The organism is Streptomyces sp. NPDC002476 (assembly GCF_042889785.1).
Lineage (GTDB): Bacteria > Actinomycetota > Actinomycetes > Streptomycetales > Streptomycetaceae > Streptomyces.
On sequence record NZ_JBIARH010000025.1, the window covers coordinates 75,597 to 100,340 of the forward strand.

21 protein-coding genes and 3 pseudogenes are annotated in these 24,744 nt (G+C 72.3%); 11 read left to right on the forward strand and 13 right to left on the reverse strand.

What is annotated here, in order from left to right; genetic code table 11:
• Positions 1–84: 84 nt before the first annotated feature.
• The 5 genes from ACFYXM_RS25455 to ACFYXM_RS25475 all read left to right on the forward strand — a co-directional run bounded on the left by ACFYXM_RS25455 (position 85) and on the right by ACFYXM_RS25475 (position 3,925).
• Positions 85–1,725, forward strand: a complete 1,641-nt coding sequence (locus ACFYXM_RS25455; protein WP_389292637.1) for an FAD-dependent monooxygenase — start codon at positions 85–87, stop codon at positions 1,723–1,725.
• Between the two features lie 47 nt (positions 1,726–1,772).
• Entirely contained in the window at positions 1,773–1,844 is a 72-nt protein-coding gene (locus ACFYXM_RS25460; protein WP_309544753.1) for a putative leader peptide, read from the forward strand.
• A gap of 237 nt (positions 1,845–2,081) precedes the next feature.
• Positions 2,082–2,555 carry a cysteine dioxygenase gene (locus ACFYXM_RS25465; protein WP_389292684.1) on the forward strand — a complete coding sequence of 158 codons (474 nt, stop codon included), beginning with the start codon at positions 2,082–2,084 and terminating at the stop codon, positions 2,553–2,555.
• Positions 2,556–2,584: 29 nt separating this feature from the next.
• Entirely contained in the window at positions 2,585–3,013 is a 429-nt protein-coding gene (locus ACFYXM_RS25470; RefSeq protein WP_389292686.1) for a rhodanese-like domain-containing protein, read from the forward strand.
• A gap of 252 nt (positions 3,014–3,265) precedes the next feature.
• Positions 3,266–3,925: a hypothetical protein gene (locus ACFYXM_RS25475; RefSeq protein ID WP_389292639.1), complete on the forward strand. Its 660-nt coding sequence runs from the start codon at positions 3,266–3,268 to the stop codon at positions 3,923–3,925.
• Positions 3,926–3,985: 60 nt separating this feature from the next.
• On the opposite strand, the gene ACFYXM_RS25480 is transcribed toward ACFYXM_RS25475, so the two are convergent.
• Positions 3,986–4,681 (reverse strand): TetR/AcrR family transcriptional regulator, encoded by a 696-nt coding sequence (locus tag ACFYXM_RS25480; RefSeq protein WP_389292640.1) that lies wholly within the window; start codon positions 4,679–4,681, stop codon positions 3,986–3,988.
• Between the two features lie 158 nt (positions 4,682–4,839).
• On the opposite strand from ACFYXM_RS25480, the gene ACFYXM_RS25485 reads away from it, so the two are divergent.
• The gene (locus ACFYXM_RS25485; protein WP_389292642.1) at positions 4,840–6,378 is read left to right on the forward strand and encodes an MFS transporter; all 1,539 of its coding nucleotides are present in this window, start codon (positions 4,840–4,842) and stop codon (positions 6,376–6,378) included.
• Positions 6,379–6,559: 181 nt separating this feature from the next.
• Here ACFYXM_RS25485 and recX read toward each other — a convergent pair whose 3' ends face one another.
• Both recX and recA read right to left on the reverse strand, forming a co-directional pair.
• Positions 6,560–7,345 carry a recombination regulator RecX gene (recX, locus tag ACFYXM_RS25490; protein WP_389292644.1) on the reverse strand — a complete coding sequence of 262 codons (786 nt, stop codon included), beginning with the start codon at positions 7,343–7,345 and terminating at the stop codon, positions 6,560–6,562.
• A gap of 3 nt (positions 7,346–7,348) precedes the next feature.
• Entirely contained in the window at positions 7,349–8,470 is a 1,122-nt protein-coding gene (gene recA / locus ACFYXM_RS25495; RefSeq protein WP_389292645.1) for a recombinase RecA, read from the reverse strand.
• A 443-nt stretch (positions 8,471–8,913) separates the two neighbouring features.
• Between recA and ACFYXM_RS25500 the strand changes: the two are divergent.
• A pseudogene (locus tag ACFYXM_RS25500) lies at positions 8,914–9,048 on the forward strand (SAM-dependent methyltransferase); the annotation flags it as partial.
• Between the two features lie 176 nt (positions 9,049–9,224).
• Here the strand turns inward: ACFYXM_RS25500 and ACFYXM_RS25505 are convergent.
• Positions 9,225–10,397 (reverse strand): AI-2E family transporter, encoded by a 1,173-nt coding sequence (locus ACFYXM_RS25505; protein WP_389292647.1) that lies wholly within the window; start codon positions 10,395–10,397, stop codon positions 9,225–9,227.
• A gap of 228 nt (positions 10,398–10,625) precedes the next feature.
• Positions 10,626–10,820, reverse strand: a complete 195-nt coding sequence (locus ACFYXM_RS25510) for a DUF3046 domain-containing protein (RefSeq protein WP_389292649.1) — start codon at positions 10,818–10,820, stop codon at positions 10,626–10,628.
• Positions 10,821–10,921: 101 nt separating this feature from the next.
• On the opposite strand from ACFYXM_RS25510, the gene ACFYXM_RS25515 reads away from it, so the two are divergent.
• Positions 10,922–11,836, forward strand: coding sequence for a hypothetical protein (locus tag ACFYXM_RS25515; protein ID WP_389292650.1), 915 nt, complete (start codon positions 10,922–10,924; stop codon positions 11,834–11,836).
• A gap of 160 nt (positions 11,837–11,996) precedes the next feature.
• On the opposite strand, the gene ACFYXM_RS25520 is transcribed toward ACFYXM_RS25515, so the two are convergent.
• The 3 genes from ACFYXM_RS25520 to ACFYXM_RS25530 form a co-directional block, all read right to left on the reverse strand.
• The gene (locus ACFYXM_RS25520; protein WP_389292652.1) at positions 11,997–12,314 is read right to left on the reverse strand and encodes an AzlD domain-containing protein; all 318 of its coding nucleotides are present in this window, start codon (positions 12,312–12,314) and stop codon (positions 11,997–11,999) included.
• Positions 12,311–13,168, reverse strand: coding sequence for an AzlC family ABC transporter permease (locus tag ACFYXM_RS25525; RefSeq protein ID WP_389292654.1), 858 nt, complete (start codon positions 13,166–13,168; stop codon positions 12,311–12,313). The genes ACFYXM_RS25520 and ACFYXM_RS25525 overlap by 4 nt, the downstream gene beginning before the upstream one ends.
• A 121-nt stretch (positions 13,169–13,289) precedes the next feature.
• On the reverse strand, positions 13,290–14,159 hold the full coding sequence (locus tag ACFYXM_RS25530) for an AraC family ligand binding domain-containing protein (protein WP_389292656.1): 870 nt from the start codon (positions 14,157–14,159) through the stop codon (positions 13,290–13,292).
• Between the two features lie 135 nt (positions 14,160–14,294).
• On the opposite strand from ACFYXM_RS25530, the gene ACFYXM_RS25535 reads away from it, so the two are divergent.
• From ACFYXM_RS25535 to ACFYXM_RS25545, 3 genes and pseudogenes are all read left to right on the forward strand, one after another.
• Entirely contained in the window at positions 14,295–18,998 is a 4,704-nt protein-coding gene (locus ACFYXM_RS25535) for a DEAD/DEAH box helicase (protein WP_389292658.1), read from the forward strand.
• Between the two features lie 189 nt (positions 18,999–19,187).
• Positions 19,188–20,060, forward strand: a complete 873-nt coding sequence (locus ACFYXM_RS25540) for a DNA-formamidopyrimidine glycosylase family protein (RefSeq protein WP_389292659.1) — start codon at positions 19,188–19,190, stop codon at positions 20,058–20,060.
• Between the two features lie 198 nt (positions 20,061–20,258).
• A pseudogene (locus tag ACFYXM_RS25545) lies at positions 20,259–20,393 on the forward strand (SDR family oxidoreductase); the annotation flags it as partial.
• 220 nt (positions 20,394–20,613) lie between these two features.
• Here ACFYXM_RS25545 and ACFYXM_RS25550 read toward each other — a convergent pair.
• The 5 genes and pseudogenes from ACFYXM_RS25550 to rimO all read right to left on the reverse strand — a co-directional run.
• A pseudogene (locus ACFYXM_RS25550) lies at positions 20,614–20,871 on the reverse strand (hypothetical protein); the annotation flags it as partial.
• Positions 20,872–21,537: 666 nt separating this feature from the next.
• Entirely contained in the window at positions 21,538–21,921 is a 384-nt protein-coding gene (locus ACFYXM_RS25555) for a helix-turn-helix domain-containing protein (protein WP_389292660.1), read from the reverse strand.
• A 109-nt stretch (positions 21,922–22,030) separates the two neighbouring features.
• The gene (locus ACFYXM_RS25560; protein ID WP_389292662.1) at positions 22,031–22,540 is read right to left on the reverse strand and encodes a CinA family protein; all 510 of its coding nucleotides are present in this window, start codon (positions 22,538–22,540) and stop codon (positions 22,031–22,033) included.
• The gene (gene pgsA / locus ACFYXM_RS25565) at positions 22,537–23,271 is read right to left on the reverse strand and encodes a CDP-diacylglycerol--glycerol-3-phosphate 3-phosphatidyltransferase (RefSeq protein ID WP_389292663.1); all 735 of its coding nucleotides are present in this window, start codon (positions 23,269–23,271) and stop codon (positions 22,537–22,539) included. The genes ACFYXM_RS25560 and pgsA overlap by 4 nt, the downstream gene beginning before the upstream one ends.
• Positions 23,268–24,743 (reverse strand): 30S ribosomal protein S12 methylthiotransferase RimO, encoded by a 1,476-nt coding sequence (gene rimO / locus ACFYXM_RS25570; RefSeq protein ID WP_389292664.1) that lies wholly within the window; start codon positions 24,741–24,743, stop codon positions 23,268–23,270. Before rimO ends, pgsA begins: the two co-directional genes overlap by 4 nt.
• Between the last annotated feature and the right edge of the window lies 1 nt (position 24,744).

Consider the following 24,744-nt stretch of genomic DNA (forward strand, 5'->3'; position numbering starts at 1 on the left):
GTCCCTCTCGTCCGCGTCGACGGGAGCCGCGTCGGCCGCAGGATCGGCGTCGACATCGTCCGTACGGATTCGAGGAGCCGCCCCGTGGACCCGGTGATCGTCGTCGGCGCGGGGCCCGTCGGCCTGGCGCTGTCGCTCGCCCTCGCGGCCCAGAGTGTGCCCTCCGTCCTCCTCGACGAGGACCCCGGCCGGGACGAGACGCGCCCGGCCCGGACCGTGGTCCTGCGCGAGGACACCGCTGACCTGGTCGAACGGCTGGGCTGCACGGCGCTCCGGCGCGAGGGCGCGCGGTGGTCCGGGTGGCGGTCCGTGCGGCGCAGGCAACTGGTGCGTGAACTGCCCCTCGACGCGGGCGAAGGCCGGGACCGGGGCGAGGACCTCGCCGACGGCGATCCGCCGCTCCCTTCTCCCGTCCACCTGCCGCAGCACACCCTGTCGCGCGGACTGCGGGACGCGGTCGCCGCGCAGGAACTCGTACGGGTGGTGCCGTACAGCCGGGTCGACCGGCTGGAACAGGACGCCACCGGCGTCACGGTGCACACCAGGGAGCCGAACGCCACGTGGTGGCGCGGGAGTTACGTGGTGGGCTGCGACGGCGCCCGGTCCACCGTGCGCAAGCTCCTCGACATCCGCTTCCCCGGGCGCACGGCGGTGGAGCGTCATGCCGTCGCAGCCCTGCGCACCGAACTCCCCTGGCCGGGGCATGCCGTACTGCACCGGCTGCCGCCGTGGCGTACCGGCGGCGCCGAGGTGACCGCGCGTCCGCTCCCGGACGGCGTCTGGCGGCTGGACTGGCTGCTGCCGCCGCGCGGCGAACTGGTCACCCCGGACGCCCTGATCACCCGGATCAGGGACACCCTGGAGAGCTGGTGCGGCGAGACACCGCCGTACGAACTGCTGGACACCGGCGTGTACACACTGCACCACCGGCTCGCCCTGCGCTGGCGGGCCGACCGGGCCTTCCTGGCCGGGGACGCCGCCCATCTGCTGGGCGCGCTGGGCACCCAGGGGCTCGACGAGGGGGTGCGGGACGCCGAGAACCTCGCCTGGAAGCTGGCGCACGCCTGGCACCAGGGCGCCTCGGACGTACTGCTCGACAGCTATCAGGCGGAGCGGCGGGCTGCGGTGGCCGCGCGGCTGCGGGCCGCTGACCAGTCGCTGCCGGTCCTGCGCGGCGGCGGGGGGCTGCGGACCCTGGTCCCGGGGAGCGCACGGGGGCACGACTCCTTGCTCATGGACGGGCATCTGGGCCGGGGCCCCCTCGGCGCGCCCCCTTCGTACTCGCATTCGCCCCTTGCGCCCGCGCATACCGAGGCGCACACCTCCGTGGGTACGCCCCCCGGTGCGCCGGTCATCGATGTGCGGGTGACTGCGCCCGACGGCACGACCGTACGGCTGCGTGAGCGGCTGGGGCTGGGGAATCTGCTGGTGCTCCTGGTGGCGCCCGGCACCGGGGTGTGGGACCGGCGGCACTGGATGACCGCGGGGGTCATGCCCCGACTCGCCACGGCGGTCGACGGGCTGCCGGTGCGGAGCGAGCTTCTGGTGACGGAGAGCTATCCGGGAGCGTCGGCGCACACCGTCCTGCTGATCAGGCCCGACGGTCATCTCGTGGCGTCGTTCGACGGGGTGCGGCCCCGGGAGCTCCACGCGGCGGCGGACACGGTACGCGGCGGGGCGGTGCACACCGCCGAGCGTTCCGACCGGCCGGTGGACGTCAATTGACCGCTGCCGGTCCGCGTGGTGTACTCCGGAACGTGACCGACACCGATGTGCGCCTGTGGCGGAGGGTCCATATGGACCTCGTCCGCTATGCGGGCTGCGTGTGTCGCCCGTCCTGCTGACTCGCCCCTCTCCTGCCGCGCCGTGCGCTCTTCACGTACGGCGCGCGCCCGCGCGAACCTTCAGGACGGCTCTCCTTGTCTGCTCCTTCCTCAGCCTCCGCACCCCTGCCCGCCTCCACCGGTACCGAGTCCGTTTCCGGCTCGTCGGCCCGTACGGGTTCCGGTACGACGGCCACCGGTAGGGGGTCCGTCACCGGGCCGACGGCCGGTTCCGGCACCGGTCCGTCGGCCGCCGAACTGCTCGACTTCGTCCGCCGGGTGGCCGCCGACCCCCGCATCGTCGCCTCGCTCCCCCTCGATCCCGAAGGGCGCACCTGGCTCCCCCTCGGCGGCCCCGGCGGCAGTGAGGCGTGGCTGATCGGCTGGCCACCGGGCAGCGGCACCGGCTGGCACGACCACGCCGACTCGATCGGCGCCTTCACCACCGCGACCGGCGCCCTCAAGGAGTGCTCGCTCGCCGCCCGGCTGCCCACCGACGGCTGGAAGACCCTGGAGCTCACCGAGGGCATCGACCGTTCCCGTGTGCTGACCGCCGGTCAGGGCAGGGCCTTGGGCCGTCACCACGTCCACGAGGTGCTGAACGAGTCCACCACGGAGCACGCCGTCTCCGTCCACGCGTACTTCCCACCGCTGCCCCGGATCCGGCGCTACAGCCGGACCGGTTCCGTGCTCCGCCTCGAACAGGTGGAACGGCCGGAGGACTGGCAGTGAGCGACAGTCGCGCGGCCGGTTCCGAACCGATCGGCCGAGCGAGCGGATCGGAACCGATTGGCCGCGAGGGCGGATCGGGCCCCGTCGGCATCGATGAACTGCTGGAACGTGTCCGGTCAGGGTTCGTCAGGGTCGGTCCGCGGGAGGCCGCCGCCGCGGCCGAGGACGGGGCGCTGCTCGTCGACATCCGCTATGCACAACTGCGGGAGCGGGACGGACTGATCCCCGGAGCTCTGGTCGTCGAACGCAATGAACTGGAGTGGCGGCTGGACCCGTGGGGAAGCCACCGGCTGCCGGAGGCAGTGGGCCACGACCTGCGGATCGTGGTGGTCTGCGACGAGGGCTACGCGTCGAGTCTCGCCGTCGCGTCCCTGCGGCAGCTCGGGCTGCACCGGGCGACGGACCTGGTCGGCGGCTTCCGGGCTTGGCGCGCGGCGGGGCTTCCCGTGGACGGGTGAGGGGCGCGGGCGGCGCGGTACACGGGCGGGCGGAGTCGCGGCCACCATCGGCGCCGTGCACGTGCGCCGCGTGGATCCGGAACCATCCGAAGCGTCCGGGCCCACGCTCCACGGGCGGCAGCTCCGTATCCCTCGTCCGTCCCCTCGAATCCGTCGTGACACACCCGAACGCCGCACTCCGGTGGAGCGATCTCCATTCACGGCGGACATTCGGCACAACGCCGAAGACGACGTGACGGAGGCACCGCGCCCATGCCGACCCCCATCTCCACCACCCCCGCTCCCGCCCCGACCCCCGATCTGCTCGATGCCCAGGCCGTGCACCTGTACGACACCGAGGCATGGCGGCAGATCGTCTCCGGCTGGGCTCGCACCGCCCCCGAGCCCGTGCCCCTGCCCTCCCCCGGGGCCTCGAAGCAGGCGCCAGGACCTGGACCGACGGACTGGCGCGCCCTGCTGTCCGTACCGGTCGACCGACTCATCGCCGAATCCGTCCGGGCCCTGCCCGCCGCCGCGCCGCGCGAGCGGCCCCTTCCCGGGCGGCTGGGCGCGATCGTGCCCGACCGGCTGCACTCCTGGCGCCGCATCGGACAGCCCGATGTGCGACCCTCCACTCATCTCGCCCACGCGCGAAGGATCCTGACCGAGTGGGGCTGGCAGAACACGCCCTACAAACTCCGCAACGCCCGGGGGGCGCGGTGCGTCTGCGGCGCCCTCCTCGCCGCGCACCGCCTGGGCTACGGCTCCCTGGACACCGTGGACCGGGCGGGCGCCTGGCTCGTCACCGAGCTCCGCTCCCGGGGCTGGACCGGCCTGATCGGTCCGTGGAACCGCCACCCCGGCCGTACCGCCGAGGAGGCACTCGCCCTGGTCGACGCCGCCATCGCCCGCGCCGCCCGCGCCGGTCAGTGAAGGCGCCCGGTCCACGACGACGGCCGGGACACGGAGCCGTGTCCCGGCACAGCCGCTGCGTCACGCCCCGGTGGCGCCCAGGGTGAGCAGGGCGTCGACCACGTCGCGCAGCGGGTCTCCGAGGTCCTTCTCGGTGGCCGACGCGAGCGGCTCCAGGCTGCGGGAGGCACGCAGCACCGTGATGCCGAAGGCCACGGACAGCACCAGTTGCGCGCGCAGGAGCAGTTGGTCGCCGCCGGGGGCGTCGGGCCGCCATCCGGCCGCCGAGGCGAGCCGCTCGCTGAACGTTCGCAGCAGGCCGGTGCGCATCCGCTCGGTGCGCTCGTCGCCGGAGGAACGCAGCAGCAGGAGGAGCGCGTCCCCGGGAGCTTCCGAGGCGAGCGCACCCGCGGTGTGGCCGCTGATGATCTGCGGAATCTGTTCCAGGTCGGCGACCGCGCCCGCCTCGCGGGAGAGTTCGCCGATGACCGCCTTCAGGCAGGCTTCGAAGAGACCTTCCTTGGACCGGAAGTAGCGGTTGATGAGTGCGACGTTGACACCGGCGTCGTCGGCGATGTCGCGGACGGTGGTGGCCGCGTATCCGTCGTGCGCGAAGCGGCGACGGGCCGATTCGAGCAGGAGCGCGCGGGTCCTGGTGCCGGTGCCCCGCCGGGCTGTCTGCGGCGCACTGGCCGACGACGCGGTACCGGCGGACGGCGCGGGACCGCTCGTCGACGTCTCGGGCGAGGGGGCGTCCGGGGAACTGCTGGTTCTCATTGCTGTCCTCTCTCCACCCGAACGGTACGTCCACCGCGATGTAAACAAATGTTGACCACATGCCCGGGCCTGCCCTAGCGTCTATGTAAGCAGATGTTTACTTATGGCCCAGGGCGAGCGAATCGAGTCCGCCGGCCCCTCACTTCCTGGAGTCCCGAATGGACGCCCCCCAGCCCACGGCCCGCACCGGTGGTGTGGTCGCCACGCTGGCCCTCGCCGGCATCACCGCCGCGATCATGCAGACCCTGGTCACACCGCTCATCGCGGAGCTGCCCGAGATCCTGCACACCACGTCGTCGAACGCGGTATGGGTGATCACCGTCACCCTGCTGGCGGGAGCGATCTGCGTACCGATCTCCGGACGGCTCGGCGACCTGATCGGCAAGCGCCGCATGCTCCTCGCATGCTCCGTACCGCTGGCGGCCGGCTCACTGGTGTGCGCCCTCGCCACCTCCGTCGTGCCGATGATCATCGGACGCGGGCTACAGGGGATGGGCATGGGCATGGTGCCGCTCGGCATCGCCCTGCTGCGCGACGTGGTCCCCGCGGAGAAGCTCAGCTCCTCCATCGCGCTGGTGAGCGCCTCCATGGGGATCGGCGGCGGGCTCGGCCTGCCGATCGCGGCGGCGGTGGCCCAGTACGCCGACTGGCGGGTGCTGTTCTGGGGCTCCACCGTCCTGGCCGTACTGATCGGCGCGGCGATCTGGTTCCTCATCCCCGAGGTCCCCGCCGGGGCCAGGGGTCAGCGCTTCGACGTCCCCGGGGCGGTCGGGCTCGCCGCCGGACTGGTCTGCCTGCTGCTCGCCGTGTCGAAGGGTGCCGACTGGGGCTGGACCTCCGCGACCACCCTCGGGCTGTTCGCCGCGGCTGTCGTGATCCTGCCCGCCTGGGGCGCCTGGGAGCTGCGCACCAGGGATCCGCTGGTCGACCTGCGCACCACGGCCCGCCCGCGTGTGCTGCTCACCAACGTCGCCTCCGTCTTCGTCGGCTTCGGCATGTACGCGAGCATGCTGGTCGTACCGCAGCTGCTCCAGTTCCCGGAGGCCACCGGTTACGGGCTGGGTCAGTCGATGCTCGCCGCCGGTCTGTGGATGGCACCCGGAGGCATCATGATGATGATCGTCTCGCCGTTCGGCGGGAAGCTCACCGACGCCCGCGGCCCGAAATTCACCCTGATCTGCGGCGTTCTGGTACTGGCCGTCGGGTACGGCCTGTCGCTCGTGCTCATGGGCTCCGCATGGGGCCTCATGCTCGCCCTTGTGGTCATCAACAGCGGCGTGGGGCTCGCGTACGGCTCGATGCCCGCGCTGATCATGAGCTCGGTCCCGCTCGCCGAGACCGCCGCCGCCAACGGCTTCAACGCCCTCATGCGTTCACTGGGCACCTCGGTCGGCGCCGCCGTGATGGGCGTGGTCCTCTCTCAGATGACCAGCACCATGGGCGGCCACACCTTCACCTCCGAGAGCGGCTTCCGTTCCGGCCTGGTCATCGGCTGCGGCATCGCGCTCGTCGCCGCGCTCATCGCCGGTGTCGTCCCGGCCGCCCGCGCCGTCCCTCGCACCGGAGGCGAAGCCTCCCCCGCCACACTCGAGCACGCCGTCCCCGGGCAAGCCGCGACCGGGCACGCCACAGCCACACGGACCGCGCAGCTCCCACAGAATGCGCAGAGCGCCCAGGTCACGCGGGCCGAGGTCTGACGGGTGGTCTTCCGCCTGTTCGGCAACCGCCGCGCCGTGGTGCCGACCCGCCGATTCGCCGCAGTGGCCACCAGCCTCTTCCGGTGCCCCGCTGTCGGCACCCTGCGCGCCTCAACCGCCGGCCACCGTCACATGCGAATCTCTCGGAACCGCCGCATCGCCCACCACCGTCCGGCGCCGATCAGAACGGCTCGTCCAGCCCCTCCGTGTCCTCCCCCTCCTCCTCCAGCGCCTGACGCACCACGCGCAGCGCCATGCCTTCCCCGTACCCCTTGCGAGCGAGCATGCCCGCGAGGCGACGCAGCCGTCTGTCACGGTCCAGCCCGCGAGTGGAACGCAGTTTGCGCGCCACCAGTTCACGGGCCGTCGCCTCCTCCTGTTCCGCGTCGAGCTGCCCGACCGCCTCGTCGATCACGGCCGAGTCCACCCCCTTGGTGCGCAGCTCACGGACGAGCGCCCGGCGGGCGAGCCCCCGGCCGTGGTGCCGGGACTCCACCCAGGCATCCGCGAAGGCGGCGTCGTCGATCAGTCCCACGTCCTCGAAGCGGGACAGCACCTGCTCGGCCGCCTCGTCCGGGATCTCCCGCTTGCGCAGGGCATCCGCGAGCTGCTTCCGGGTGCGCGGGGTCCCGGTGAGCAACCGCAGGCATATGTTGCGGGCCTGCTCGACCGGATCTCGCGGCTCCCCCTTCTCGGCCCTCGACGAGGAGGGGGAACCGCCGCTTCTGGAACGGGAGCGGGCATGCCGCCCCGCCCCCTCGCCGGAACCCGAGGCCGAACCGCGACCCGGGCCCGGACCATGGCCGCCCCCGGCCTCCGGCCCGTACGCGCCCTCGTACCCGTACGCGCTTTCGTACCCGCGCTCGCCCTCGCACCCGGACTCGGCGAGATGCCCGACGGCGAACCCTGAACCGGGGCCGGCGCCCGGGTCCGTGGCGCCCACCGGCCACTCCGTACGACGCGTCATGGGTCAGCTCTTGGCTGCCGCGGCTTTGGCAGGCTTGGTCTTGCCGGCCGGAGCGGGCACCGGCTTCGCGCTCTCGGCCGGAGCCGCGGCGCCGCCTCCCGAGCCGGTCTCGGCGGCGTTGTCCTCCGCCCTGACGCCGACACCCAGCTTCTCGAGGATCTTCTTCTCGATCTCATTGGCGAGGTCGGGGTTGTCCTTGAGGAAGTTACGGGCGTTCTCCTTGCCCTGGCCGAGCTGGTCGCCCTCGTAGGTGTACCAGGCACCGGCCTTGCGAACGAAGCCGTGTTCCACACCCATGTCGATCAGACCGCCCTCGCGGCTGATGCCCTGCCCGTAGAGGATGTCGAACTCGGCCTGCTTGAAGGGCGGCGAGACCTTGTTCTTCACGACCTTGACGCGGGTGCGGTTGCCGACGGCCTCGGTGCCGTCCTTCAGCGTCTCGATCCTGCGGATGTCGAGGCGCACCGAGGCGTAGAACTTCAGCGCACGGCCACCGGTCGTGGTCTCGGGAGAGCCGAACATCACACCGATCTTCTCGCGCAGCTGGTTGATGAAGATCGCCGTGGTCTTGGACTGATTGAGCGCGCTGGTGATCTTGCGGAGCGCCTGGCTCATCAGGCGGGCCTGAAGACCCACGTGCGAGTCGCCCATCTCGCCCTCGATCTCGGCGCGCGGCACGAGCGCGGCGACGGAGTCGATGACGATCAGGTCGAGGGCGCCGGAGCGGACCAGCATGTCCACAATCTCGAGGGCCTGCTCGCCGTTGTCCGGCTGGGACAGGATGAGGTTGTCGATGTCGACGCCGAGCTTCTTCGCGTACTCGGGGTCGAGGGCGTGCTCCGCGTCGATGAAGGCCACCGAGCCGCCCTGCTTCTGCGCGTTCGCCACGGCGTGCAGGGTCAGCGTCGTCTTGCCGGAGGACTCCGGCCCGTACACCTCCACCACACGGCCGCGCGGCAGACCACCGACGCCAAGGGCCACGTCGAGAGCGGTGGACCCGGTGGGGATCACCTCGACGGGCTCGTTCGGCCGCTCGCCGAGGCGCATGACGGCGCCCTTGCCGAATTGCCGTTCAATCTGTGCGAGCGCGGCGTCCAGCGCCTTCTCGCGGTCGGTTCCTGCCATGGGTTCCACCCGATTTGCTTGTGTCGATCGCTTCACGTCAAAGACGCTAACCCCTGCCACTGACAATGGGCCTCGACGTCCTCCCGGCCTGTGGATAACTCCACGGTCGGGCCCGGGAAAACCCGGCCGGAATCCCATAAGAATGGATGTTCGATTTCAGTGTCAAGCGCACCGCGCCGGACCGGGCCACCTCCTGTGACCGTCCTTTGTCATCGCGCCCCGCCCCCTGCCGTCAGGGCCGATCGGCGCGGAACTTCCGCGGTCGGACCGCGGACCACCGGGCACCCCTACCGCCCGGGCAGGCCGGACAGGCAATCCGCTGACGGCACTGCCGGTGCCGTCGTAGCTGTCCGGGCACAGCTCCGCACACGTTCGGCGCATGGCTGACGAGTGCTTCGGGCTTCCACGGCTCGCCGCGATCCAGGATCCGCTCGACGCCGCCCTCGGACTCGGCCTTGCGCTTCCGTGAGCGGGAAGAGGCCGAGAGGGACCTGGTCGCGCACGGCTACGCGGTTGCGGACGTTCGCGACGCGCCCGACCGGCCAGGACGCGAGTTCGTCCCCCTGGCACGACGACCGCGGCCTCCGGTGATCCAGGTGCCGGTCCCCGGCTCCGGCCCGGAGGCCCCCGCGGGAAGGCGCGGTCGGTCCGCGCAGCCGGGAGGGTGTCCGGCCGGGACCGCCGGGCACCCGCGGGGCCGCACCGTCACGCACCCCAGGGGGCACTCCCGGGCCTCCCGACACCCCCTTCCCGGTCAGGCGCTCTCCGGACTCTCCACCTCCCCGGCACCGGCCCGGCCGTCGTGGCCCGCGTCGTTCCCGTCCGTCCGCCAGAGGCGGCGCAGCCGGGTGAGCGGCGCCTCACCACGTCGCCGACGGGAGCCGTGCACCCGGGGGTCGTCCGTCACGTCGTACCGCTTCACATAGGCGCCGAGGAACGCCTGGAGGGTGGCGACGGCCGGGATCGCGATCAACGCGCCCACCGCGCCCATCAGCGCCGTGCCCGCGATGACCGATCCGAACGCGACGGCCGGATGGATGTCGACGGTCTTGGAGGTGAGCTTGGGCTGCAGGCCGTAGTTCTCGAACTGCTGGTAGACCACGACGAAGCCGAGCATCCACACCGCGTACCAGGGGTCCACGGTGAACGCGATCAGCATCGGCAGGGCTCCCGCCAGATACGTGCCGATCGTGGGTATGAACTGGGAGACCAGGCCGACCCAGATGGCGAGCGCCGGCGCGTAGGGAACGCCGAGGATCACCAGCACGATGTAGTGCGCGACTCCGGAGACGAGTGCCATCAGGCCGCGCGAGTAGAGGTAGCCGCCCGTCTTGTCGACCGCGATCTCCCAGGCCCGCAGGACCTCCGCCTGCCTGGCGGGCGGCATGACCGAGCACAGGGCGCGCCGCAGCCTGGGGCCGTCGGCGGCGAAGTAGAACGAGAACAGGAAGACCGTCAGGAGACGGAAGAGCCCGCCGAGCACGGTGGTGGAGACGTCGAGCACCCCGCTCGCGCTGTTCTGGACGTACTTCTGCAACCAGTCGGAGTGCAGCACGCTGTCCTGGACCTCGACCCGGGACAGCTCGGTGTGGAAGTTCTGGTTGACCCAGTTGATCACCGAGTCCAGGTACTTCGGGAACTCCTCGACCATGTCGACGATCTGGCCTGCGAGCATCGAGCCGAGCAGCGCGACGAAGCCGGTGGAGGCTATCAGCACGGCGAGGAAGACCAGGAAGGTGGCGACACCACGGCGCATTCCACGTGCGGACATGCGGCTCACCGCGGGCTCGATGGCGAGCGCCAGGAAGAACGAGATCAGTACGTTGATCAGCAGCCCGACGAGTTGGTCGAACGCCCAGCTGCCGAGCCGGAAGCAGGCGTAGAGCGCCAGGGCGAGCACCATGGCGCGCGGCAGCCACACGGGCATACGGGTCGCCGGCCGGTGGTCGGCCGCCGCCACCGGCGGGTCCGACGGGGCGGTCCGGGTGTGAGGCGCCTGGGGCTGAGCCGCCTGAGCTGTCCGGGCTGGGGCGACTGGCTGGGTCGTCTGGGCTGTCTCGTCTGCAGATGGCACCGCTCCAGTCTCACCCACCACGGTGACAAACGGCGGTCCGCCCCACGCAACGGCACAGGTCCAGCGGCTGGCGGGGAGGGATCAGCGCTTTTCGGCGGGGATGCCGACCGCCGCGCAGACCCCTCGCCAGACGTCCTTCGCCTCCCAGCCGGCGGCCAGCGCCTGGTGCACTGTCTGCCCATCGAGTTCGGCCATCACATGATCGCGTGCGAAGGAGTCTGCGTACCCCGCGCCGAAGTGGTCCGCCATCCGTTCCCAGAAAATCGTCAACCGCATGACCTCAGTATCCCGCTCTTGAGGGTGCAGCATCCCGCTCCTGAGGGTGCAGCCCGGCCGCTACGGCTTGCCGAGAGCGCTTACCGCCCTACGGTCGGTCCATGGCTGGAACCGGAACAAGTCCCCTCAACCGTGCCGAGCAGTTCATCTGGCTCACGGCCCGTGTCCTGGAACAGCGGCGGTTCGCCCATCACTTCCTGGGAGGAAGCGCGGACGCCGTGGAGACCGCGCTCGCCGCCCACCTGAACGAGGACGGCGGATACGGACACGCGCTCGAACCGGATCTGCGCGGACCCGTCAGTCAGCCGCTGCACACCGCGCACGCCCTCAACGTCCTCGACTCGATCGGCCGCTGCGGCGGGCCACGGGTGGAACGGATCTGCCGTTTCCTGACCGCTGTGTCGACCAAGGAGGGAGCGTTGCCCGCCCTGCTGCCGACACAGCGCGGCTACCCGGCCGCGCCGTTCATCCCGATCGTCGACGATCCGCCCGCGGAGCTGCTGGCCACCGGTCCCGTGGTCGGGCTCCTGCACCGCAACGCCGTGTGGCACGCCTGGCTGTTCCGGGCCACGGATTTCTGCTGGTCGGCGGTCGAGGCCCTGGACCGGTCGCATCCGTACGAGATCGAGGCGGCGCTCGCCTTCCTGGACGGTGCTCCGGACCGGGCCCGTGCCGAGGCGGCGGCCGACCGGCTGGGACGGCTGGTACGGGAACAGCGGCTCGTCGTGCTGAATCCGGAGCGGCGTGCGGAGTACCCTCTGGCGGCCGGGTACGCGCCGGGCGAGCAGCACTTCCCGTACGACTACGCCCGGACGCCCGATTCACTGGCGCGGGCCTGGTTCACCGACGAGGAGCTGGAACGCTCGCTCGACCATCTCGCGGCCGAGCAGCAGGCGGACGGCGGCTGGCCGGTGAACTGGCGCCGGTGGGCCCCGGGGACGGCCCTGGAGGGGCGGCCCCTCGTGACCCTCAAGGCACTTTTGACCCTGCGGGCCCACGGGCGCGACATCGGCTGAGAACGCCCGGGGTCGCCGCGGTACCTCCCTAGGGCACCACGCGGCCCGGTGCACCCCGACCATCGCGCATGTCCCGGCCGTCGCTCATGGCCCGGCCGTCGCTCCGGCCCGACCGTCGCTCACGAGTGCCCCGTCGGTCGGGTCATCGCTCGCGCGGCTGTCACCAGAGTGCCGGGGCGAGGGCGCGCACCAGCGCCGTGACGACCACGGCGGTGCCCACCACCACGAGAAAGGGAGCGCGCAACGCCAGGGCGAGCGCCGCTGCCGCGAGCCCCGCGCCCCTGGCGTCCAGGGTCAGGCCCCGGCCGTCGCCGAACGTCTGCTGTGCGGTGAGGGCGGCCAGGAGCGCCACGGGCAGGAGTGCCGCGAGCCGCCGGATGAGCGGGCGTTCCAGCACGCCAGCGGGCACCAGCAGGCCGAGCAGTTTGGCGAGGTAACAGCCGACGGCGGTCAGCGCGATGGCGATCCAGACGTTCATCGGCCCGCCTCCGTCCTGGCCGTACCCCGGGTCGTGCCCTTGTCGCGTCCCCAGGAGGGCCCTCCGTTCCCGCGTCCGCGCAGGAAGAGGACCACAGGTGCGGCGAGCGCGGACAGCAGGACGGGGACGCCCGCCGGCAGTACGGGCAGCAGCCCGAGCGCGAGCAGGACCGCGAGCGCGGCGGTGAAGCGCTCCGTCGTGGTCTTCAGCATCGGCGCGAGAAGGGCGAGGAACACCGCCGGTGATGCCGCGTCCAGCCCCCAGGCATCGGTGTCTCCGAGTGCCTCGGCGCCGAGGGCGCCCAGCAGTGTCGTCAGGTTCCACAGCACGTAGAGGCTGAGTCCGGTGACGGCGAAGCCGATCCTCGCGGCCCGTCGGGTGGGCTGCGACAGGGTCACGGCGGTCGTCTCGTCGATGACCCACTGGGCGGCGAAGGGCCGCAGCGCGCGCGGGAGCGCGAGGAGCTGCGACAGCCGCAGACCGTAGAACGAGTTGCGTACGCCGAGGAAGAAGGCTCCGGCGGCCGCGGTGTACGGATTGCCTCCCGCCGCGAGAGCTCCCACGAGGGCGAACTGCGAGGCGCCGGTGAAGACGGCGAGACTGAGCGCGCAGGTCTGCAGCAGGCTCAGCCCGGAACCGGCCGCGGTCACGCCGAAGGCGAAACCGGAGAGCCCGACCGCCGTCCCGACGCCGAGCGCGTCACGTATCACGGCCGCGTCCGGCTTCGGCCCGGTCGCATTCGCCGTCGAACCAGTCGCATTCGCCGTCGAACCTGCCGCATCCGACCTCGAACCGGTCACATCCGGCCTCGGACCAACCGAGTCCGCCTCCGGACCGGCCGCATCCGCCCTCATGCCAACGGCATCCGTCTCCGGCCCGATCGTGCGCGCCCTCGGATCGGGCGCATGGGGGCTCGTCCCGGCCGCTTCGCCGTGGCCTTCTGGGAGTGCTGTCTGTTCTGCCACGTCCGGAACGCTACGTGCCCGGAGCGGGACCGGTCTTGTACGTTCCTGCACGTTCGCGCTGGTACGCGCCCGGGGGCACTCCCACGATCCGGGTGAAATGACGGTTGAGGTGCGGCTGATCGGTGAAGCCCACCTCGGCGGCCACCTCCGCGGGCGGTCTCCCCGCGTCCAGCAACCGGCGCGCGGCCCGCACCCGGGCATCCGTGAGCCAGGCGTGGGGCGGCATCCCGTACTGCTTCTTGAAAGCCCTCAGCAGTGCGAACGGACCGGTGCCGAGTTCCGCGGCCAGCGCGTCCAGAGTGGGCGGGCGGGCCATCCGGTCCTCCAGCACGGCCCGGGCACGCGTCGCGTGAAGCGAACCGGCCGAGCGGGGCGCGCGCGTGCCCAGCACGCCGCCGTGCCGACCGACCAGCCGCGCGACCATGACGCGCAGCACGGTGTCCGCGGCGAGCGCGTTGCCCTCCTCGGCCGCGCGGTGCACCTCGCCGATCAGCCGGGCCGCGTACGGATCCACGACGCCTGTCTCGGTGAAGCCGACGGTGCCGCGCAGACTCGTCGTCTCGGCCGCGATGTCGTTGATCACCTGCGCGGACGGGTACAGCGTGGCGTACACCCAGCCCTCCGGGACACCCGCCCGGGCGGTGTGCGGCACCTCCGGGTTGATCATGACGACGACGCCGGGACCCGCGTGGACGGTGCCGCCCGGCAGCCCCACGTCCTCCACTCCGTGGGTGATGGTGCCGAAGACGTACCCCTCGTGGCTGTGGCGCGGAAAGGCATGGCGCACGTACCGGGCGCGCAGCAGATCGAGGTCGGGCAGCTCCGCGTACTGCCAGTGCCTCGCCCACTCCCCCGCTGCCGGCTCCGGTATCACACCCATGGACGAATTCTCGCAGGTGGCTGGGCGATCGTCGGCGGTCGACCGTCCGGTGCCCGGAACGGTCGCGGGCTGCCGGGCACGGTCGGCGACGGCCGTCACGGCCCGTTGTCAGTGGTGGGGTGCACGATGGGGGACATGGCCGGTTCCGTGCTCGACTCGTTCTCCCCCGCGACCCGCGGCTGGTTCACGGGAGCCTTCAGCGCGCCCACGGCCGCGCAGGAAGGCGCCTGGCGCGCGATCGCCGAGGGTGCGGACGTGCTGGTCGTCGCGCCGACCGGCTCCGGCAAGACCCTGGCGGCGTTCCTCGCCGCGCTGGACGGGCTGGCGTCCGTCCCGCCGCCGGCCGACGCGAAGAAGCGCTGCCGAGTGCTCTACGTGTCCCCCCTGAAGGCCCTCGCGGTCGACGTCGAGCGCAATCTGCGCTCACCGCTGACCGGCATCCACCAGGAGTCGGTGCGGCTCGGGCTTCCCGAGCCCGAGGTCCGGGTGGGCATCCGCTCGGGCGACACCCCGCCCGCCGAGCGCCGCTCCATGGCGACCCGCCCGCCGGACATCCTGATCACCACGCCGGAATCGCTGTTCCTGATGCTGACGTCGTCGGCCCGCGAGGCGCTCTCCGGTGTCGAGACGGTCATCCTCGACGAGGTGCACGCCGTGGCGGGCACGAAGCGGGGCGCCCATCTCGCCCTCTCCCTGGAGCGGCTCGACGAACTGCTGCCCGCACCCGCGCGGCGGATCGGCCTGTCGGCCACGGTCCGGCCGGTCGACGAGGTGGCGCGTTTCCTCTCGCCCCGGCGGAGGGTCGAGATCGTCCAGCCGCCCTCCGCCAAGCGGTTCGATCTGTCGGTGGTCGTTCCGGTCGAGGACCTGGGCGAGCTCGGCGGCTCCCCCGTGTCCGACGCGGACGGGGCGGGCCGGGCGGACAAGCCGTCGATCTGGCCCCATGTCGAGGAACGCATCGTCGATCTCGTCCAGGAACACCGGTCCACGATCGTCTTCGCCAACTCCCGCCGTCTGGCGGAGCGACTGTGCAACCGGCTCAACGAGATCGCGTACGAGCGGGCCACCGGCACCGTCTTCGGGGCCCCCGGTGCCCCGCCCGGGGAGGGCGGTTCCGTACGGCGGCCGCCGGAGGCGCACTCCCCCGCCGAAATCATGGCCCAGTCCGGCGCGGCGAAGGGCGCTCCCGCACTGCTGGCCCGCGCCCACCACGGTTCGGTCTCCAAGGAACAGCGCTCCCAGGTCGAGGAAGACCTCAAGGCGGGCCGGCTGCCGGCCGTGGTGGCCACCTCCAGTCTGGAGCTGGGCATCGACATGGGGGCGGTCGACCTGGTGATCCAGGTGGAGTCGCCGCCGTCGGTCGCCTCCGGGCTGCAGCGCGTCGGCCGGGCCGGACATCAGGTCGGCGCGGTCTCCACCGGGGTGGTCTTCCCCAAGTACCGGGGCGATCTGGTGCAGGCGGCCGTGGTCACCGAGCGGATGCGCGAGGGCTCCATCGAGGCACTCCGGGTCCCGTCCAACCCCCTGGACGTGCTGGCCCAGCAGCTCGTCGCGATGGTCTCCCTGGACAGCTGGCAGGTGGACGACCTGCTGGCCGTGATCCGCCGTGCCGCGCCCTTCGCCTCGCTGCCGGAGTCGGCGTTCACGGCGGTGCTGGACATGCTCGCCGGCCGCTATCCGTCCGATGCCTTCGCCGAGCTGCGTCCCCGTGTGGTCTGGGACCGGATCGCCGGTACGGTCACGGGCCGCCCGGGCGCCCAGCGGCTGGCCGTGACCTCCGGGGGGACCATTCCCGACCGCGGGCTGTTCGGGGTCTTCCTCGCGGGGGCCGACCCCAAGAAGGGCGGTGGCCGGGTCGGTGAGCTGGACGAGGAGATGGTGTACGAGTCCCGGGTCGGCGACGTCTTCACGCTGGGCACCACCTCCTGGCGGATCGAGGACATCACCCGCGACCGGGTCCTCGTTTCGCCCGCCCCCGGGGTTCCCGGCAGGCTGCCGTTCTGGAAGGGCGACCAGCTGGGCCGCCCGCTGGAGCTGGGACGGGCGCTGGGCGCGTTCCTCCGGGAGATCGGCGGGATGCCGCCGGAGGACGCCCGGCTGCGCCTGCTCGCCGCCGGGCTCGACACCCGGGCCGCGGACAACACCCTGTCGTACATCGAGGAGCAGCGTCGCGCCTGTGGTCACGTCCCCGACGACCGGACCATCCTCGTCGAGCGGTTCCGCGACGAACTGGGCGACTGGCGGGTCGTCGTCCACTCCCCGTTCGGCGCGCAGGTGCATGCCCCGTGGGCGCTGGCGCTGGGCGCCCGCCTCGCCGAGCGGTACGGCATGGACGCCCAGGTGATGCATGCCGACGACGGCATCGTGCTGCGGCTGCCCGACGCCGATCTGATGGGTATGGACCTCCTCGACCTCGACACCGCCCAGGACCCGTCCGGCTCCCCGCCCCCGTTGCCGGGCCTGTCGTACGGCAGTGAGCAACCACCCGTCGGTGCTGCCGATGTGACGTTCGATCAGGGCGAGATCGGCCAGATCGTCACGGACCAGGTCGGCGGTTCGGCCCTCTTCGCGTCGCGGTTCCGCGAGTGTGCGGCCCGCGCCCTGCTGCTGCCTCGCCGCAGCCCCGGCAAACGCACCCCGCTCTGGCAGCAGCGCCAGCGTGCCGCACAACTGCTCCAGGTCGCCTCGGAGTTCGGATCGTTCCCGATCGTCCTGGAAGCGGTCCGCGAATGCCTCCAGGACGTCTTCGACGTCCCGGGGCTGACGGAACTGATGGGCGACCTCGAAGCACGCCGGGTCCGGCTGGTCGAGGTGACCACCCCGGAGCCCTCTCCGTTCGCCCGCTCGCTCCTGTTCGGTTACGTCGCCCAGTTCCTGTACGAGGGCGACTCGCCGCTCGCCGAGCGGCGGGCCGCGGCCCTCTCCCTCGACTCGCATCTGCTGGCAGAGCTCCTCGGCCAGGCGGAGCTGCGCGAGTTGCTCGACGCGGACGTCCTGACCGAGCTGGAGCGGGAGCTCCAGTGGCTGACCGACGACCGCCGGGTCAAAGACGTCGAAGGGGTCGCCGACGCCCTCCGCGTCCTCGGGCCGCTCACCGAAGCCGAGTTGACCGAGCGGGGTGCCGGGCCGGAGTGGGCCGCGGAGCTGTCGACCGCACGCCGGGCCATCCGGGTCAGGATCGGCGGAGCGGACCACTGGGCGGCGATCGAGGACGCCGGACGCCTGCGCGACGCCCTGGGCACCGCCCTCCCGGTCGGCGTCCCGGAGGCGTTCACCGAGCCGGTCAAGGATCCCCTCGGCGACCTCCTCGCCCGATTCGCCCGTACGCACGGCCCGTTCACCTCCGCCGGGGCCGCCGCCCGCTTCGGTCTCGGCGCCGCCGTCACGGACGGCGCCCTCCAGCGGCTGGCCGCCACCGGCCGGATCGTCCAGGGCGAGTTCCACCCCGCCGGAATCGGCCAGGAGTGGTGCGACGCCACCGTTCTGCGCCGGTTGCGCCGACGCTCGCTCGCCACGCTCCGCCACGAACTGGAACCCGTCCCGCCCGCCGCGCTCGCCGGTTTCCTTCCGCAATGGCAGCACCTGGGCGACAGCAGCCTGCGCGGGATCGACGGACTGGCCCGCGCCATCGAGCAGTTGCAGGGGGCGCCCGTTCCGGCGTCGGCCCTGGAGAAACTGATCCTCCCGAGCCGGGTGAGCGGCTACACCCCGGCGCTGCTGGACGAGCTGACGACCACCGGCGAGGTCGTCTGGGCCGGCGCGGGGGCGCTGCCCGGCAAGGACGGCTGGCTGTCGCTCTACCTCGCCGACAGCGCGCCCCTGCTCGTCCCGCCCCCGCACCCCCTCGAACTCACCGCGCTGCACGAATCGGTTCTGACGGCGCTGAGCGGCGGGTACGGCCTGTTCTTCCGGCAGATCGCCGACCAGGTCCGCGCCACCACCCATCCCGACTGCACCGATCCGCAACTGGCCGACACCGTCTGGGACCTGGCCTGGTCAGGTCGGCTCACGAACGACACGCTCGCCCCGCTGCGCTCGCTCCTCGGCTCCGGCCGCACGGCGGGGTCGACCGCCCACCGTGCGAGACGGAGCGTCCCGCGCGGGCGTTACGGCTCGCTCACGGCCGCCGCCCGCCCCGTTTCCCGCACCGGACCACCCACGGTCTCGGGCCGCTGGTCCCTGCTGCCCGCCGCCGAGCCCGACCCCACCCACCGCGCTCACGCCCTGGCCCGCACACTCCTCGACCGCCACGGCGTGGTGACCCGGGGGACGGTGCAGGCCGAGGGGGTCGAGGGCGGGTTCTCCGCCGCGTACCGCGTGCTCTCCGCGTTCGAGGACAACGGACAGGCCCGGCGCGGCTATGTGGTCGAAGGACTGGGGGCGGCCCAGTTCGCGATGGACGGCGCGGTCGACCGGCTGCGCGCGGTGTCCACCGCGCGCGACCGGGCCGAGCCGGGCGTCGCGCCCCACGCCGTGGTGCTCGCCGCAGCGGACCCGGCCAACGCGTACGGCGCTGCGCTGCCGTGGCCGGAGTCGCCGGACGGAGCCGGGCACAAGCCGGGCCGCAAGGCAGGTGCCCTGGTGGTGCTGGTCGACGGCGAACTGGCGATGTACATGGAACGTGGCGGCAAGTCGCTGCTGGCCTGGCCCACCGATCCGGAGGATCCGGCACTCGTCGCGGCAGCGGGGGCGCTGGCGGCAGCCGCCCGCGCGGGGGCGCTCGGCACGGTCACGGTGGAGCGCGCCAACGGCGCGTCGTCGCTGACGTCCCCGCTCGGCCGCGTCCTGGAGGCGGCCGGATTCCTGGCCACCCCCAGGGGGCTCCGCCTCCGCGCCTGACATCCCTCCCTCCCACGTCCTCACGGCCCCCGCCCCTCGCACCCCAGCCCTCGCGCCGTACAGCTGCCGCCCCTCGCACTCCGTACGCGACACCGCGCCGTCGCGGCCCGTGGGCCGCCCGGAACTCCCGTCCGGCTCCGTCCGGACCGGACCGAGCCGGACCGAGCCCGCGGGCCGCATCATGGAGACATGCCCGAAGGAGACACCGCCCTGCAGACCGCACGATGTCTGCACGCCGCCCTCGCCGACCGGGTCCTCACCCGCTCCGACCTGCGCGTCCCCCGGTTCGCCACCGCCGACCTCACCGGTCGGACGGTGCTGGACGTCATCTCGCGCGGCAAGCACCTCCTCACCCGCATCGAGGGCGGCCTCACCCTCCACAGTCATCTGCGGATGGACGGTTCCTGGCAGGTCTACGCACCGGGCGAGCGCTGGCGCGGCGGGCCGGCCCACCAGATCCGTGTGGTGCTCGCCAACGCGGACCACACGGCCGTCGGCTATCGGTTGCCGGTTCTGGAACTCCTCCGCACCAGGGAGGAGGAGCGAGCGGTCGGCCACCTCGGCCCCGACCTCCTGGGCCCCGACTGGGATCCCGACACCGCCCTGCGCAATCTGCTGGCCGACTCGTCCCGCCCCCTCGGCGAGGCCCTGCTGGACCAGCGCAACCTGGCGGGAATCGGCAACGTCTACAAGGCCGAGCTCTGCTTCCTCGCCCGCGCCACCCCGTGGCTCCCCATCGGCGAACTGCCCACCGCCACCGCCTCGCGCCTCGTCACCACGGCCAAGCAACTCCTCGAAGCCAACCGCGACCGCCCCGTACGCACGACGACCACGACAACCATGCCGACTACAAGCACGGCGGCGAACAAGCGCTCAGGATTCGTGGCCCGCACCCATGGCCCGAAGGTCGTGGCCCGCCCCTATGGCTCGAAGGAACGGCTCTGGGTCTATGGCAGGACCAACCGCCCCTGTCTGCGCTGCGGCACACCGATCCGCATGGCCGAGCAGGACGCCCGCCCCACCTACTGGTGCCCGCTCTGCCAGGCGGGCCCCACGGCCTGACCCCCCGCACGCCCAGCCTCAATCCCGCGTCGCAGCCACCCCTCCCGGCGCGGCTCGGAGGCTCCGCCGCCCGGGCTCCCACCCATCTCCCGCTCGCGCGCACCGAACGGGATCCCTCCCGGAAGACATGCCGATTCCTTGTAAGAGGTCGCGCGCATAGGTGCGACGCCGACCCACCTATGCGCGCGACCTCTAAGTCGCGCATCACCGCTGGGCCGGGTCGGGGAGCCCGAGGATGTCGCCCACACCGTGCTCCATCTCGCTTCCGACGCGTCGTCCTTCATGACCGGCCAGATCCTTCGCCCGAACGGCGGCGCGACCATGCCCTGGTAATCCGCCGGACCGGAACCAGGCGGCGCAGACCGGCACCCGACCAGCACCCGACTCGACGCGCCCCGGCACACGACCACCGCCTCGCACACCGCAGCGCGACGGCCCGCCACCGGACCACGCACGGCCACCCGGTCCCGGACCACCAGCTCACCCAGCGCGCCCGGACACGGCACCAGCCGTCCGGACACCACGCCGCCATCCCGCTCGCTCCACCCACGCACCAGGCGCGGATCCGGGACGACCAGGCCGTACCCCCGCCCCCGTCGGCGGCGTCCGCACTCATGCACCCTTCCGGCGTACTCGCCCCCACCCGCCCCGCCGTCGCGGCCGCGTGCACGGGCAACAGACTCAGTCCCCATCCGCCCGCCGCCACCGCGCCCTCGACGAGCCCCACATGAGCCGGTTCCAGCGCGAGCCGCAGCACGGCCCACCACCACACCCCGCCGAGAACGAGCGCCGGCACCCATCGCCGCACCATGGCTGCCTCCTCCGCCCGAACCTAGTTCGGCGCGCTCGCCCGGCGCGAGGGCGCACCGATGCGCCACCGGCGCGCGGTCTGCGGGCCGTAGCGCGTTGTGCGCTCTCGCCTGGAGTTCCCCGAGCGTGCTGTGCGGATCGGTGTTCGTGGGCCGCCCGGCCGGAGGCCCCTCCGCTACCGGCCCGGCCGCACCAACCATGCTCCGGTCCACCAGGGCGTGCCTGGCGTGCGACGTGACGGGCCGGACACGGTCCGGGGCGCCCTCACCGCCCGACGCCCTCTCCTCGAAGTCTGGCGCGCCGAAGCCCCGACCGCATCCAGAGCGACGGCAGGCCCCACCCGAACACGCCCACCCGAAGCGGCGGCGCCCGGAGCGGCCACCGAATGGCTCCGGGAACGGTGTTTCCGCCGGCCCCCGAGCGGCGTCCCGGCCGTTCCATACGCCCGCGGCGGCACCGGAAGCCCGGCAGAACCCTCACCGTCCCGGACAGGGCTCGGCGCGGGGGAACGAAGGTCTCAGACCTCGGACGCCCGGATCAACGACGCCCGGACCGAACCGTCCCGGGACTACCGCGGTCAGGCAGACTCACGGAAGCCGCACGGAGACGCACAGAAGCCCCGGCCCCATGAGAGACCAGGGCCTTCCCTGTACACCGGACCGCGCGGTCAGGCGGCGACGACATCCACCGCTTTCGTGGGCGCCTTGATGGTCACCCGCCCCGTCGGCACACCCGCCACCGACGTCACGGAGACGGAGTTGAGCACCGGACGCACCGGCACGGGCACCGGATCGCCGGCTGCTGCCGACTCGGCCAGTTCGGCCAGCGACAGCTCATCGCTCACTTCACGCATGAGCTCGGACATCCGTACGTCAAGCGCGTCGCAAATGGCGGAGAGCAGTTCGGAGGACGCCTCCTTCTGCCCCCGCTCCACCTCGGAGAGATAGCCGAGCGAGACTCGGGCGGACGAGGAGACTTCGCGCAGAGTACGGCCTTGGCGCTGGCGCTGCCGACGCAGCACGTCACCAAGCAGGCGACGGAGCAGAATCATCGGTGGCTCCCTCCTCGGACCGCGTAGCCGCATCCTTCACGCCCCACCGTACCGCCTTGCGCCGCGGCCGTGCGGGGAGCGATGTCGTGTTCACTCAGGGCTGCAAACATCAATTCCCCCCGTTCTGTTCCGTATCCTGTGCGCCTGCATTCTTGCCGAGTTCGTCGGAAAGCAGTATGAGAGCGTTCCGTACGCTCTCTTTACGGATGTCCGCACGGCTGCCGTTCAACCGCAGCGTGTCCACATTCTCCGCGCCGTCCGGCCCGGAGACCGCGACGAAGACCGTGCCGACGGGCTTTCCGTCCTGCGGGTCGGGGCCCGCGACGCCGGTGGTCGCCACTCCCCAGTCTGCACCGAGAACGCGCCGCACACCTGTCGCCATCTGCCGCGCCACGTCCGCGTCGACCGCGCCGCGCTCCGCCAGGAGGGCACCGTCCACACCGAGCAGTTCCCGCTTCAGGGGCGTCGCGTAGGCCGTCACGGACCCCCGGAAGGAACGCGAGGCGCCCGGTACGGACGTCAGCTCGGCCGCGACCAGACCACCGGTCAGGGACTCGGCGACGGCGAGCGTCTCGCCGCGCTGCGCGAGCAGTTCCAGGGCCCGGGCGGCGGCCGTCACCGCTCCGCCCCCGCGGAACCGCGGTCGCCCGACTCCCCCGAAGTCCCGGACGCCCAGGCCGTACGGCTCGAAGCCGCGGCAGCGGCCCGTTCGGACGCGAGCCCCCTGCGCCGCAGCAGGACGGCCTGACGTATGTAGTCGAGCCCGGTGGCGACCGTCAGCGCGACGGCCAGCGCCATCACCCAGAAGCGCAGGGTGGCGAGCGGGCCCGTGAGCGCCAGCACGTACATGCCGACCGCCACGCCCTGAGCCAGCGTCTTCATCTTCCCGCCGCGACTGGCCGGAATCACCCCGTGCCGGATCACCCAGAACCGCAGCAGCGTGATGCCTGTCTCGCGGAAGAGGATCACGCCCGTGACCCACCAGGGAAGGTCGCCCAGATACGACAGGCAGATCAGTGCCGCGCCCATGATCGCCTTGTCCGCGATCGGGTCGGCGATCTTCCCGAAATCGGTGACCAGGTTGTACGTGCGTGCGAGGTGGCCGTCGAACAGGTCGGTGATCATGGCGATGGCGAACGCCGCCCAGGCGAACGACCGCCAGGCCGGGTCGTAGCCGCCGTTGTGCAGCAGCAACAGCACGAAGCCGGGCACCAGCACCAGCCGGAGCATGGTGAGCAGATTCGCGATGTTCCACAGACTGGCCTGGTTGACGGCCGCGGAACCCAGCTTGCCGCCGCGGACCGGCTTCGCGCCGGAGCCGCCTGCCGCGGATGCCGGGACTCCCGTCATCTGGCCGCCTCCACGAACTCGGAACACTCGGCCACCAGGTCCACTCCTTCGGTACCGACGACCTTTGCCTCGACCATACGGCCGGGCACGAGGCCCTCGCGTGTCGTGAGGAGCACCTGGCCGTCCGTCTCGGGCGCCTGGTGCGCCGCGCGCCCCACCGCGCCGTCCTCGTCGTCCACGGACTCGACGAGCACCTGGAGGGTCTCGCCGAGGCGCTCCTCGGCCCGCTGCGAGGTCAGTTCCTCGGCCAGCCGGGAGATGTGCGCGAGCCGTTCCGCGACAACGTCGGCGTCCAGCTTGTTCTCGTAACCGGCCGCCTCGGTGCCCTCCTCGTCGGAGTAGCCGAAGACGCCGATGGCGTCGAGCCGGGCACCGGTGAGGAAGCGTTCCAGCTCCGCCAGGTCGGCCTCGGTCTCGCCGGGGAAGCCGACGATGAAGTTGGAGCGGGCACCGGCCTGCGGTGCCTTGCCGCGGATGGTGTCCAGGAGTTCCAGGAAGCGGTCGGTGTCACCGAAGCGGCGCATCGCCCGCAGCACGCCGGGGGCCGAGTGCTGGAAGGACAGGTCGAAGTACGGGGCGACCTTCGGGGTCGAGGTCAGCACGTCGATGAGGCCCGGCCGCATCTCCGCGGGCTGCAGATAGCTGACCCGGATCCGTTCGATTCCGTCCACCTCGGCGAGCTCCGGCAGGAGCGTCTCCAGCAGCCGGATGTCGCCGAGGTCCTTGCCGTACGAGGTGTTGTTCTCGGAGACCAGCATGACCTCCTTCACGCCCTGCTCGGCCAGCCAGCGGGTCTCCCCCAGCACGTCCGACGGACGCCGCGAGATGAAGGAGCCGCGGAAGGACGGGATGGCGCAGAAGGAGCAGCGGCGGTCGCAGCCGGAGGCGAGCTTCACCGAGGCGACGGGGCTGGTGCCGAGCCTCCGGCGCAGCGGCGCTCGCGGGCCGGAGACGGGTGCGACGCCCTCGGGCAGGTCCGCCGGTGCCGGCGCGGGCGCGGTCGGCTGCGCGTGTCCGGGCAGGGCCACGGCGGCGTCCTGCCGCTCGGCCGGGCTGATCGGCAGGAGCTTGCGGCGGTCACGCGGGGTGTGCGAGGCGTGGATGCCGCCGCTCAGAATGGTCTGGAGGCGGTCGGAGATGTCGGCGTAGTCGTCGAATCCGAGGACGCCGTCCGCCTCGGGCAGAGCCTCGGCGAGGTCCTTTCCGTAGCGCTCGGCCATACAGCCGACGGCGACCACGGCCTGGGTTCTGCCGTGGTCCTTCAGGTCATTGGCTTCGAGCAGGGCGTCGACGGAGTCCTTCTTGGCGGCCTCGACGAATCCGCAGGTGTTGACGACGGCGACGTCCGCGTCGGAGGCGTCCTCGACGAGCTCCCAGCCGTCCGCTGCCAAGCGGCCTGCGAGCTCCTCCGAGTCCACCTCGTTACGGGCGCAGCCGAGAGTGACAAGGGCGACGGTACGGCGTTCGGGCATG